A 12,183-nucleotide genomic window follows, 5' to 3' on the forward strand; every position below is an offset into this window, starting at 1 on the left:
GATGTACTCGATGCTAAAAAAAATCATTACCGAAAAAGACATTTACCGGCAAATTTTACTATTGGAACACTTGTTGCATCATTCCCAGCTGACCGCTAAAGAACTGGCGGGAAAAATTGGAACGACCGAACGAACGATCTTTTCTGATCTGCAATTGATCCGCAGCTACTTGCCAGAAAATTGGGAATTAGCTGCGGACAAAGGCGGCATCCGCCTGCTTGCACAAAAAAATTCACTAACCAATGATCTTTGGGAAGCTTTTTTGCCGCATTCTGCTAGCCTGCAGCTGATCAAGCAATTATTTTTCACTAAAGAATTGAATGTCCCGCGCTTTTTGGCTGAGATCGGCGTCTCGTACGAAACACTCAAACGACAGAAAACGAAAATCAATCAACAATTGGCCGCGTTTAATATTAAGATCCACTTAACACCCGCGCGAGCAATTTTAGCTGGTGAAGAAAGTGCCATTCGAATTTTTTATCATCGACTATTGCTCCCGTTCACCCACAATAATTATTTCTTTGCGGATTATTCGATCCACGAGGAGCATTACTTGCAATTTTTGACCAAAGAACTGCCGGAAGAATCCACTGTTGATACAGAACAGATTTTTGGTATTTGCTGGTTTTTCATCAACAGCATTCGGATCAAAGCCGGCTGTTCGATCGAAGACTTTACTTTTGCATCAGATGATCCGCTATTCTTGCTTTATACGCCATTTTTAAAAAATTTATACAAAAAAGAAGGCGTCTATCTGCAAGATGAAGAGATCTTTTTTGCTTTTTTCTGCTTTTTAGAAAGTTGGAATTACAGCAGCCCGCTGGGAGAACAAGTATCAGACATCTTAAACGAAAATTATTCGTTCTTACGTGAAAAAGCCCAACATGCCGTCCAAAAAATCGCTGATGAGCTGTCGTTGCAAGCATTGATTCAGACAGATTTGGCAACTAATTTACTGCTTCTTCTATTAAAGTACGCAGAATCTCCTGCCTTGTCTAAACAATTTCAACTGGAGTACCAAGAGATTTTACTGCAACGCAACGAAGAATATACTGTTTTGACTAAGGAAAGTACAAAACTTTTTAATGACTTGCCGCAATTTTCAATGATTGGGGACACTACCTATTTCGTGAATCTTTTTTCTCTTTTGAGTCAACAAGCAATTTTTTCGATCCGTCCTCATTTACGGACTGTCTTCTTTATTTTTCAAAGTGAACCTGCTTGGAAAAATTTCTTGCAGCAAGAACTGGCTGACCTTTTAGGCAAACGAATCAGGTTAGTTCCGCTTGAGGTTTCACAACTCAAAACATTAGCCGTCCAAACCGGCGATCTGATTCTTTCAAATCTTCCGCTAGACTCAGCCCCAGTACCGGTAGTCTATTTGTCCACCACGCCGACTAAAAATGAGCTCAATCAATTGACTGAACTCACCTCTTATTCATATCTTTAAATAAAATGGTTAGTCGTTTTGATAACGGATAGCCGTTTTTTCTTTTCGCTTGAAAATCTCTTTACTGATCCGCTTCTCAAGTTCTACGATCAGAAACAGCAACAGGGCATTGCCTAAAATCAGCAATTGCTGAACTAGATTTAACGCCGTTGTGCCGATCAGCTGTTGCCCTAGCGGCAAGAAAACTACGCCTAATTGAAGGACGAAAAGAATCCCTAATGAAATGAACAAGAATTTATTTTCGAAGAAGCGGCGATTGATCGCTGGATCAAACGTCTCACGACAATTGATCATATAAACCGCCTGGCCTAAAACAATACTTTGTAAAAGAATCGTTTGCTGTAGCGCTGACCCTTCAAAACGCATTGACAAGAAGTAGGCTGGGATCATGATCAATAAGGAAACATACACGATTCTAAAGAAGCTGTAACCTGATAAAATCCCTCTCTTCGTGTCTCGCGGCGGACGAGTCATTGTATCTCGACTCGCTTGCTCAAAGCCAATTGCGTAAGATAAAGTGATCGTTGTTACCATATTGACCCATAAAATTTGGATTGGCGTCAGCGGCAACGGCTGATTCATCAACATGGCTAAAATCACGATCAAGCCTTGTGCTAGTGCCGTTGGTAAAAAGAAATTGATCGTCTTTTGCAAATTATCAAAAATTCTGCGCCCTTCTTTCACTGCTTTTACAATAGTATAAAAATTGTCATCGGCTAAGACCATATCTGCAGCTTGTTTGCTTACCTCGCTGCCTTTGATTCCCATCGCGATCCCAATGTCCGCTTGTTTTAAAGCCGGCGCGTCGTTCACTCCGTCGCCAGTCATTCCCACGACTTCTTCTTGTTTTTGCAGAGCCGTTACAATTCTTAATTTATGTTCTGGGGTCGTACGGGCATAGACATCTACTACACCAACTGCTTCTGCTAGCTCCTCGTCAGACATCTCATCAATATCCGTACCCTCTAAAATTATCGACGTGTGCTTTAAGCCAATCTGTTCACTGATCGCTTGTGCCGTCGCTTTATGATCGCCAGTAATCATCTTGACTGAAATTCCTGCTTGCTGCGCTTGTTCAACTGCTCGAACGGCACTTTCTTTTGGCGGATCAATGATCCCTGCTAAACCGACAAACGTAAGACCCGTCAATGAATCATGGGTCAACTCTGCTGACGATACTTGTTTATAACCAAAGCCCAGTACGCGCTGCCCTTTGCTAGCTAAGTCCAATCCTTGTTTCTCCCAATTTGCTTTTTCTTCATTGGTTAAATCTGCTGCCTTTTTCAATAATACTTCAGGTGCTCCTTTAACAAAGATTACTTGCGCTTCACCGTCAGCGTGCATCGTCGCCATATATTTGTAACTAGAACTGAAGGGAATTTTCGCCACCACTGGTTTTAACTGCTGTTCTTCTTTCGCAATATATTTCAACAATGCGAGCTCTGTCGGATTGCCATGGATCGTTTCAATTTTTTGCTCATCACGCGTTTTCAATTCCTGACAATTGTTCATAATCTCTTTGACTAGCGGCAATTCTTCTGTTACGACTGCTTGGACAGTCATTTCATTTTTTGTAAGAGTTCCCGTCTTGTCCGAACAAATCACCGTCATTGAGCCCAATGTTTCCACTGCCGGCATTCCTTTGATGATCGCATTTTCATCAGCCATCTCTTTGACCCCCATCGAAAGGATCATCGTCAAGACCGCGCGGGCAGTCCCTCAGGAATCATCGCCACGATCAAGGCGATACTAGCAGAAAACATCAAATTCCAATCCATTCCATATCTGAAACTAGTAAAAAATAGCAAGAAAAGAATCAAAGCTAAAATCCCTCTAAAAATTTGTTTGTTCAATTGATGCATTTTTTTAACTAATGGCGTCTCTTGTGCTTGGATCACCTGCAACGCATGATTGATTTTTCCAATTTCAGTCGCGTCACCAGTCTCAACGACCAGTCCGCGGGCTGAGCCCGTTTGTACTAACGTTCCAGAAAAAGCCATGTTCAGCTGATCACCGGCTAATGCTTCTCGCTCGATCGACGCCACTATTTTTTCGACTGCCTCAGATTCACCAGTCAAGATAGATTCTTCCACCGTTAGATCATGAACTTCGATCAATCGCAGATCCGCTGGAATAACATCACCAGCTTTTAAAAGTACGACATCGCCTTCAACTAATTCTTCCGCGTCTAGTTTGATTGGCTGTCCTTCATTCAAGACTGTTGCTTCTTGCCCCATCATCTGCTTCAATCCATCCAAAGATTCTTCCGCTTTGCGCTCTTGCCAGTACCCGACCAGACCATTGACAATAACAACTAAGAAAATAATTCCACCTTCGACCCACTCACCCGTCGCAAATTTCAAGACAGCCGCAAGAATCAAGACAATCATCAATAAATCCGTAAAATGTTTAGCGATTTTACGCCATAATTTCACTTGTTCTTTTTCTTCGATTTTATTCGGCCCATTATTTTTTAAACGTATCTCTCGCTCCTGTTTAGTCAACCCAGTAGTCTGTGCGGCTAATTTATTCAAAACATCTTCTATCGATAATTTATACCACTTCATCTGTTGTTCCCCCATATCAATCATTTGATACTTTAAGTATACGGAGAAATCACCGCACTTGCGGTCGATAATTTCATAGAAGACAGAAATTATTGTGCTTGCTAAACGTTATATTATAAAAGAATAGAACGTAAAGAAAAAACCACATAAAAATAACATAATATACTTTTTATTTTTTTAACAGTTCTGTTTTAAACACACAATCTATCAATAGACAGATAAGAAACTAAGATAGAAAAACAATGTAGATTCCAATGAAAAAACAATCTATTCTCTTATGTAACATATCCATACAAAAAAAGAGACTAGTATTAGCCTCTTTTTTTGTACCATCCTGTTTAATTTTAAGTTAAATCTGTTTGTTCTGATTTTTTTACTGCACATCAGGTGCAAAATCTTCATTGAAATGTTTTTTACTGATTTTGGTGATAGTCCCATCCTCGATTGCTTCAGCCAGCGCTGTATTGATTTCTTTTGTTAAGGCTGCCCCATCGTCTGTTTTACTAATAAGCAAGTAGCTATATGGTGAACCAATTTTCTCAGAATCTTCGTCAGATAGATTAATCAATTTTAATTTTAAATCATGTTCTTTAATAAATTGTTCTGCCATCGCTCGGTCGATTAATTGGAAATCATATTTTCCAACCTCTACATTTTGTAAAACATTCAACAATTCTGCCTCTGAATAATTGATTTCCACCTTAGCTCCATCGTTTTCTTTATTATAATTTTCTAAAGCTGTCGCATAGTTTAAACCAGGAGATACTTCAGTTGATTTGCCAGCAAGATCCGCAAAAGAATTCACGTCTGTAGTGTCTTCTGCCACAGCAATCACGTATTGATTTTTGAAGATTGGATCTGAGTAAATATATTTTTCTTTACGCTCGTCATTCATAGCAAAGTTGTTCGCACCTACTTGATAGCGGTCAGTGTCTAACCCCGATAGTACTGATGTAAATTCGGTTTTTTCAAATTTAACAGAGTATTTTCCTATTTTCTTGAAAATCGCCTTAGCAACATCGATATCATAACCTGTTAGTTCGCCATTTTCATCCACATAGGTAAACGGCTTTGGCGCTCCAGAAGTCGCGATAGTAATTGGAATTTTTTTACTGTCATCAGACGTACTTTTCGTCTTTGATGAAGCTGTTCCGCAGCCGGCTAATACCAGTATGCCGATAACCGCAGTAAGTGTCAAAATTAATTTTTTCATTTTTCTTCCCCGTTTCGTTTAAATTTTTCCGCTGGTACTTTGCTTAAAAAGCGTCGATCTTGCGGTTGGCTCCATAAAGCGTCAAAGTCTATCTCATCAGCAAAGCGTGTGTTGTAATCGATAAAAATTGAACGCTTGTCCCCTTTTCCCTTAGCGATATCGTGAAAATACGTATTGTGTTTAAATGCAGGGATTGCATATAGGTCACGAGCATAGCCCCAAATATTCTTAAAATCTACGATCCGGTCGCGGATTGGTCCTAGATTCCGGAAATAATGAGCATCAAAACGTGCTAATGTTACGTACAGCCGAATATCAGCATCTGTTACGTAGTCTCCGAATAGAAAACGTTGATGTTCTAACCTTTCTTCGATAGCATCTAGCGCTTTATAAAAATTATCAAAAGCATCATTATAAGCTTCTAGTGATTGCGCGAACATTGCTTTGTAGACACCATTATTAATATTGTCAAATAAAAAATCATTATAGGCATCAATCTCTTTTCGTAGTTCTATTGGATATAAATCAGGTGCATTCGGTTCTTGGAAGGAACGAAATTCATTTTCAAAATAATTAGTCAGCCACACATAGTCATTATTGACAACTTTTTTCGTCTTTAGATCGATTACTGCTGGTACAGTTGGCCGTCCTGTATACTCAGGATCTGCATTAGCATACAGCTCACTTAAAAACTGGACTCCTAAGACTGGATCTAAGTTATCCGCATCGTAGACGAATTCCCAGCCGAGATCTTTGTCGCGAGGTGTCCTGCCTACTAGATTGACACTGACTGCCCCTTGCAGCCCTAATAATTCGATTACGATTGAAGACCGGTTGGACCAATGACAACCTTTTGCCCAGATCAAACGATAGCGTCCAGCTTCTACCGGCAGCTGTCCTTCTTCAGAACCAAAAGGCGTCGTAAAATGATTTTTTTGTCGATGAAAATATCCTCTTTCATCGACTTCTTGTACTAATTCACTAGGTCTTTCTCGCAATACTTTTTCCATCTTATTTCCTGCTTTCTCTTATTTTTTTGTCAGTTATTTAGTTAAAAACCGAGTTCGATCATGCGGTTCTAACCAAATCGATGTATCTGGACCTTTTGCTAAAATCTGATTTGGATTTTGCGAATGGCTCCCTAATTGATAACCTTTTTTGATTGATTCAAAATCAGTCGTGTCACCAAATCCTGCTGTTTGATATAAATCTTTCGCATAGTTCCAAATATTGGGGAAATCAATGATCCGATTACGATTAGTTTTGAATACAGAATAATAAGCAACGTCAAAACGGGCTAGCGTTACGTAAAACCGAACGTCGGCATCTGTAATATGATCACCAAATAAATAGCGTTGATGACTAAGTCGTTCTTCTAAATCATCCAATCGTGCAAATAGCGTTTCATAAGCAGACTCATATGCCGCTTGTGACTTAGCAAAACCTGCTTTATACACACCATTATTGACATCATGAAACAAGACATCGGGCTATGATACACTTTTCTTGACTATCAGTTACGTTACCGGAAGGAATGAACTCTATTGAGAAAAACATATGATCGTGAATTTAAACTAAAGATTTCACAGGATATCCTTGAGAAAAAAGTAACTACCAAGAAAATTGCTGAAGAATACAATGGGCTATGATACACTTTTCTTGACTATCAGTTACGTTACCGGAAGGAATGAACTCTATTGAGAAAAACATATGATCGTGAATTTAAACTAAAGATTTCACAGGATATCCTTGAGAAAAAAGTAACTACCAAGAAAATTGCTGAAGAATACAATATCTCTCGTCCAACAATTTCCCGATGGGTTTCAGAATATCATCGATACGGAAAAAATGCTTTTGCTGGACAAGGAAAAAGATTACCTGATAAAGTAGATTTCTACATTCTTGAACAGGAAAATAAACGGCTAACAGAGGAAAATGAAATTCTAAAAAAGTTCGACACGTTTGTGAAGCAAAAAAAGTAGTTCGTTTTGAGTTTGTTCACAAACATCATCAACAATATTCAATTCAAACTTTGTGCAGGATTTTAAATGTAAGTAGGCAAGGATATTATTTATGGCGGAATCGTCAACCCAGTAGGACTCAACTTCGCCATAATTTTTTAAAACAGAATATTAAGCGAGTGTTCTACGAACACAAAGGTCGATACGGATCTCCAAGAATCGCTCAACAACTTTACGATGAAGGAATCGAAACCAATAAACGTGTTGTGGCGGTCCTTATGCGTGGAATGAATTTATGCGCAAAAGGATTTCATCGACGCCAATCTTCTTATGGCAGAGGAAAAGCAATCGAAGAAATAGTAAAAGAAAATTTATTGAATCGACAATTTGAACAGAGCCAAATCGATGCTGTTTGGGTGACAGATATTACTTACATTCCTTGTAATGACGGTCGCCTCTATTTGTCCACCTACATTGACTTAGCAACTCGTATTCCACGTTGCTATATGTTGGATTCAAACATGAAAAAAGAAATTGTCATCCATCCATTACAAATTTATAAAGGAGAATTGCCTACGGTAATTCATTCCGATAGAGGTAGCCAATATCGGTCTCTTAGCTATCAAGAGCTGTTGACCGACCACCACATTACACATTCAATGAGCCAACCTGGGACTCCTGTTGACAATGCGGTAATCGAATCGTTTCATCGATCAATCAAACGAGAATTAATCGAACCCAACAAGCATAAAAGTAAAATAGAGATGAAGGTGTTGATTCAAGATTATTTAGAAGACTACTATCCAAACAAAAGAATCCATACAAAATTTATGATGACTCCTCGACAATTTGAGGTGAAGAAAATAAGTAATCTAACCGACTGTTAACTAAACTGTTGCAGGTCCCATCATTAAAGGTATCAATTTCACTGCGCAAATGTTCTGGGTACAGATCCGGTGCACCTGGTTTATGAAATTTCTTAAAAGCTGTTTCCCAATAATTCGTCAAATGAAAATAATCATTGTTTACTACTTTTTTAGTCTTTAGATCTACTACAGTCGGTACTGTTGCTCTACCTTCATATTCTGGATCAGTCTGTGCATAGATCTCAGGCAGATAGCGAATCTGCAACACAGGATCTACGCCACCTTCATCTAAAGAAAACTCCCAGCCACGCTCAGTTCGAACCGGACTAGCCGTCCCAACACTGATCACATCTTGCAAACCTAACAGTTCTCGAACAATGATTGAACGGTGAGCCCAGGGACAAATCCTTGCCCATAACAAGCGATAACGACCTGATTCTACCGGTAATTCATTTGGACCATCTCCAAAAGGGGTCGTGAACCGATTCTTTTGTCGAACAAATTTACCTTCCGCTGAAATTTCATGAGCATCTTCTGAAGTTGCAATTTGAATGCTCCTTTCAGCATCTTTTACCTCTGTTACTTTTGGATCTTCTGAACCATGAACTATTTCTTCACTCATAATCGATTCTCCTATTCTGAAATTATTTTCTCGGTTGTGACCGTCGGAATGAATGCGCCTTTTGGTATTGGATCGGTAATTTGATAACCCAACGCTTCATAAAATCCTTTAGCCTGCACTTGGCTAGTAATCGTAATCTTGCGATAGCCCGCCTTTGTGATCACCGTTTCTGCAGCCTCAATCAGCTGTCTTCCGAACCCTTGTTTTTGAAAGGAAGGTGCGATGGCGACCCGCTCAATTTTGGCGATGTTCTTATGACTTAGATTGATTCGGGCACAACCAATCCCCTCGCCGTCAGTTTCTAGCAATACATAGTGATAATTCTTTCCATACACTTCATCAAATTCTTTCTCAATAGGGATTTGCTGCCCCTTTACGAAAGCTTGCTGTCTGATTTGATATACCAAAAATAATTGCCAAACTTCTGTTACTTCATGAATCGTCATAACTTTATTCCCTCCGATTTTCAGTACAGATTTTCTAAATTCGGATAACAAAAAAACCGCCCTTCTATAAAAGAAGGGCGGATCTCGCGTTACCACCTTCGTGCGCTGCATTTTCACAAAAACAGCCTCTATCAGTACATCATCTGTTAAATAGATAAGATACTGTGTGTGGGTAACGGACACAAACGTCAATAACTTATCTTAGCATTTGCTCAGACTCATTACTGAATGCTCAAAGACCATTTTCCATAAGACATTTCCATCTATTTCCACCACCCATAGACTCTCTGAAGGGAACAACTTATGTACTTTTCTTTTCAACGCAACATTTTTTAACTTGTTATGACTATAGCATTTTGGGTAAGATTAGAAAAATTGGTAAATCTAATCATCAAATATTGATTTTAATTATAACTAAACTTTTTAAATCATGTATTCTGGTCCACGATCACGATAAAAAGTTGTTAAGAATTTTCGTGTGCGATACTGTTGAGGACGCTCAAAAACTTCTTCTGCTGTTCCGGATTCGATTACTTTGCCTTGATCTAAAAACAATACTTGATCTGCTACTTTGCGGACAAAATTCATCTCATGAGAAACTAGCAGCATTGTATATCCTTCTTTCGCAGCCTCTTTAATCGTATCTAAAACTTCACCGACCAATTCTGGATCCAAAGCAGATGTCGGTTCATCCAAAAGTAAAAGCTTAGGCTGCATTGCTAGTGCTCTGGCAATTGCTACGCGTTGTTGCTGCCCGCCGGAAAGATGCTTCGGATAAAAATCTGCCTGCTCGAATAAACCGACTTTAGCTAATTGTTCTTCTGCAATCTTACGAGCTTCTTCTTTTGGTATTCCCTTGACCACTACAAGACCTTCCATTACGTTTTGTAATGCCGTTTTCTGCTGAAAAAGATTAAACTGCTGAAATACCATCGCAGTCGCTTTACGTAGTTGTAAAATATCTGTCTTTTTGGCCGTAGCGACATCTATACTAAGATCATCCAGCGTAATCCTACCAGACTCTGCACGTTCCAAAAAATTTAAAGTTCGTAGCAATGTTGATTTGCCGGCACCAGAAGATCCAATCAGTGCCACGACTTGTCCAGAGGCAATATCAAAGGAGATATCCTGCAAGACTTGATTACTTTGGAAAGATTTTGATAAATGTTGGATCTGGATCATAACCAGTCGCCTGCCTTTCGTGATCGTAATTTTACGTTTTCGGGTATCGCGATTTTCTTTTCGATCAAATGGATCAATTGCTCAATAATAATCGTTACGCCCCAATAAATGATGGCTAATGCTAAGTACACTTCAAAATAACGATAGTTGACCCCTGCAAAAATCTTCGCCTGTGCTGTCATTTCTACTACCGCGCAGACAAAAGCTAGCGATGTACCTTTTAACAAACCAATCAATGTGTTTCCCAATGTCGGCAGTGCCACGACAAAAGCCTCTGGCAAGATAATCTGCCTCAATACTTGGCTATAAGTCATCCCTAAAGATTGTGCCGCTTCGATCTGCCCTTTATTCACGGATTGCAGCGCCGCCCGAATATTTTCTGAATTATAGGCACCTTCATTGATTGCAAAAGTCACCAATACAAATAGCAAAGCAGGTACCTCATTGACATTTAAATTCGTGCCATGCTCATAATTGTAATATTTCAATAGAAGTGGAATCCCGGTATAGCTCAAATATAATTGAACAATCAAAGGAGTCCCCCGTACAAAAGAGACGATAACCGTCGTGATTTGAGTCAAGACTGGTACACGATTAATCTTGATAATCGCTAAAAGCAAGCCTAAAATCAAGCCAAAAACCATCGATAATACCGTAATCTCCAAAGTTACTGGCAAATATTGGAGTAGTTGCGGAATAGCTGTCCATACCGTTTTTATATCAAAAATTTTTCCCATAGTGTTCCTCCTAGTCCGTCAATAGCCGTACTTTTAACATACTGGCTGATTCAAAGCTCTTCCTTTTTCAGCAATTATTGCTGACAGCCTTTAAATGATGATTAACTTGATCGTTGGTCTCTGATTTAATCATCATTAAATCTCTCGTTTTATAACTAGCCTAAAAGACTACCCTCATTACTAAAAATATCTAATTTTTTCATATACTCTCCTTCCGGCCTACTTTTCCTTGATAAAATAAAAAAAGACCGTCCCACTTTAAAGAAGGGCGAATCTACCGTGTTACCACCTTCGTTTGACCTTTTCTCACAAAAAGATCCTCCGTGAGTCACTTTTTTGTGACTCTCTGCTGTATCGGGCAGTATCCGTGGCATACAATATACTATTATTTGCTGACCAGTGCTCCAAGACCATCTTCATTTTAGAAACTTCATCTGCTTTCACCCTGACAGACTCTCTAAACAACTTTCTAAAAATACTCTTCTTTTCTACACACTTAATTTTATTTTGTTATTTCTAATGATGTTATCATATAAATGTAGCCTCAGAAAATTGGTATATTCTATCGTCAGATATTGATTTTCCTTATAATTCTATTTCAAAGTAGGAAAAAGACTTTTCAAGGTTCAATTTTTTCCCTAGATTTTTAATCAGCAATCAATAACTTTTCTCTTGGAGTATCTGCTTAAACTTATGAGAGCGAGAATAATCTATCAGAATGTATTACTTCGCAATAGATTTTATTTTTCTGCTAGTAGGTATCTAAATATATATTTTAAGTTGCTTGGCTGAACGTAAGATTCATTACCGCTGACTTGAAACTTTTAAAAGGGTATTTAAGGTGTCAAAAGAAAGTCTATATTATCAATCGATCCTGTACAGACGATATATTTTATAAAAAAATTGAACCAACAAAATTTGATCTAATTTCATAAGGTGAAGTAAAACTATTGCTTACTCATTAATTTTAGAAACAATAATCCCTTCCTACATGAAAGCTGAAGTGCGCCCCCTAAGTTAGATTTTTGGGTCTAACTTAGGGGGCGCACTTTAAACGGATAGATTTTTTGTTTTACATGCCTCGCAAGTAAAACTGACTAAAATCATAATTGAAAATTAAGATTCTTATCCTTTGTACT

8 protein-coding genes, 4 pseudogenes and 1 other annotated feature are annotated in these 12,183 nt (G+C 38.7%); of the genes and pseudogenes, 4 read left to right on the forward strand and 8 right to left on the reverse strand.

Going from position 1 to position 12,183, the window contains the following annotated elements; genetic code table 11:
* Position 1: 1 nt before the first annotated feature.
* The gene (gene mafR, locus FFM63_RS09575; RefSeq protein WP_137610066.1) at positions 2 to 1,450 is read left to right on the forward strand and encodes a global transcriptional activator MafR; all 1,449 of its coding nucleotides are present in this window, start codon (positions 2 to 4) and stop codon (positions 1,448 to 1,450) included.
* Between the two features lie 9 nt (positions 1,451 to 1,459).
* Here mafR and FFM63_RS09580 read toward each other — a convergent pair.
* From FFM63_RS09580 to FFM63_RS09595, 4 genes and pseudogenes are all read right to left on the reverse strand, one after another.
* A pseudogene (locus FFM63_RS09580) lies at positions 1,460 to 4,017 on the reverse strand (HAD-IC family P-type ATPase).
* A gap of 373 nt (positions 4,018 to 4,390) precedes the next feature.
* Positions 4,391 to 5,230, reverse strand: a complete 840-nt coding sequence (locus FFM63_RS09585) for a transporter substrate-binding domain-containing protein (RefSeq protein ID WP_137610067.1) — start codon at positions 5,228 to 5,230, stop codon at positions 4,391 to 4,393.
* Positions 5,227 to 6,240 (reverse strand): glutathione S-transferase C-terminal domain-containing protein, encoded by a 1,014-nt coding sequence (locus FFM63_RS09590; RefSeq protein WP_137610068.1) that lies wholly within the window; start codon positions 6,238 to 6,240, stop codon positions 5,227 to 5,229. Before FFM63_RS09590 ends, FFM63_RS09585 begins: the two co-directional genes overlap by 4 nt.
* Positions 6,241 to 6,273: 33 nt before the next feature.
* Positions 6,274 to 6,717 (reverse strand): annotated as a pseudogene (locus FFM63_RS09595) (glutathione S-transferase C-terminal domain-containing protein); the annotation flags it as partial.
* 57 nt (positions 6,718 to 6,774) lie between these two features.
* Between FFM63_RS09595 and FFM63_RS09600 the strand changes: the two are divergent.
* The 3 genes and pseudogenes from FFM63_RS09600 to FFM63_RS09610 form a co-directional block, all read left to right on the forward strand.
* A pseudogene (locus FFM63_RS09600) lies at positions 6,775 to 6,870 on the forward strand (helix-turn-helix domain-containing protein); the annotation flags it as partial.
* 57 nt (positions 6,871 to 6,927) lie between these two features.
* Entirely contained in the window at positions 6,928 to 7,212 is a 285-nt protein-coding gene (locus tag FFM63_RS09605) for a transposase (protein ID WP_001232998.1), read from the forward strand.
* 23 nt (positions 7,213 to 7,235) lie between these two features.
* Positions 7,236 to 8,078, forward strand: a pseudogene (locus FFM63_RS09610) (IS3 family transposase); the annotation flags it as partial.
* Here the strand turns inward: FFM63_RS09610 and FFM63_RS09615 are convergent.
* The 4 genes from FFM63_RS09615 to FFM63_RS09630 form a co-directional block, all read right to left on the reverse strand.
* Positions 8,020 to 8,679: a glutathione S-transferase family protein gene (locus tag FFM63_RS09615; RefSeq protein WP_212741176.1), complete on the reverse strand. Its 660-nt coding sequence runs from the start codon at positions 8,677 to 8,679 to the stop codon at positions 8,020 to 8,022. The pseudogene FFM63_RS09610 and the gene FFM63_RS09615 overlap by 59 nt on opposite strands.
* Before the next feature lie 11 nt (positions 8,680 to 8,690).
* Complete coding sequence (locus FFM63_RS09620) at positions 8,691 to 9,125, reverse strand: GNAT family N-acetyltransferase (RefSeq protein WP_137610070.1); 435 nt, start codon at positions 9,123 to 9,125, stop codon at positions 8,691 to 8,693.
* A 70-nt stretch (positions 9,126 to 9,195) separates the two neighbouring features.
* Positions 9,196 to 9,455 (reverse strand) — a binding site (T-box leader).
* A 93-nt stretch (positions 9,456 to 9,548) separates the two neighbouring features.
* Entirely contained in the window at positions 9,549 to 10,307 is a 759-nt protein-coding gene (locus FFM63_RS09625) for an amino acid ABC transporter ATP-binding protein (protein ID WP_137610071.1), read from the reverse strand.
* Positions 10,304 to 11,044 (reverse strand): amino acid ABC transporter permease, encoded by a 741-nt coding sequence (locus tag FFM63_RS09630; RefSeq protein WP_137610072.1) that lies wholly within the window; start codon positions 11,042 to 11,044, stop codon positions 10,304 to 10,306. Before FFM63_RS09630 ends, FFM63_RS09625 begins: the two co-directional genes overlap by 4 nt.
* Positions 11,045 to 12,183: the final 1,139 nt, after the last annotated feature.

The organism is Enterococcus pingfangensis, from assembly GCF_005405205.1.
Lineage (GTDB): Bacteria > Bacillota > Bacilli > Lactobacillales > Enterococcaceae > Enterococcus_A > Enterococcus_A pingfangensis.

What these genes read in the sequence shown, in the direction of transcription:
- FFM63_RS09620 (WP_137610070.1), bottom strand. Translation starts at nt 9,125, where the DNA reads ATGACGATTCATGAAGTAACAGAAGTTTGGCAATTATTTTTGGTATAT.
- FFM63_RS09625 (WP_137610071.1), bottom strand. Translation starts at nt 10,307, where the DNA reads ATGATCCAGATCCAACATTTATCAAAATCTTTCCAAAGTAATCAAGTC.
- FFM63_RS09615 (WP_212741176.1), bottom strand. Translation starts at nt 8,679, where the DNA reads ATGAGTGAAGAAATAGTTCATGGTTCAGAAGATCCAAAAGTAACAGAG.
- FFM63_RS09585 (WP_137610067.1), bottom strand. Translation starts at nt 5,230, where the DNA reads ATGAAAAAATTAATTTTGACACTTACTGCGGTTATCGGCATACTGGTA.
- mafR (WP_137610066.1), top strand. Translation starts at nt 2, where the DNA reads ATGTACTCGATGCTAAAAAAAATCATTACCGAAAAAGACATTTACCGG.
- FFM63_RS09590 (WP_137610068.1), bottom strand. Translation starts at nt 6,240, where the DNA reads ATGGAAAAAGTATTGCGAGAAAGACCTAGTGAATTAGTACAAGAAGTC.
- FFM63_RS09630 (WP_137610072.1), bottom strand. Translation starts at nt 11,044, where the DNA reads ATGGGAAAAATTTTTGATATAAAAACGGTATGGACAGCTATTCCGCAA.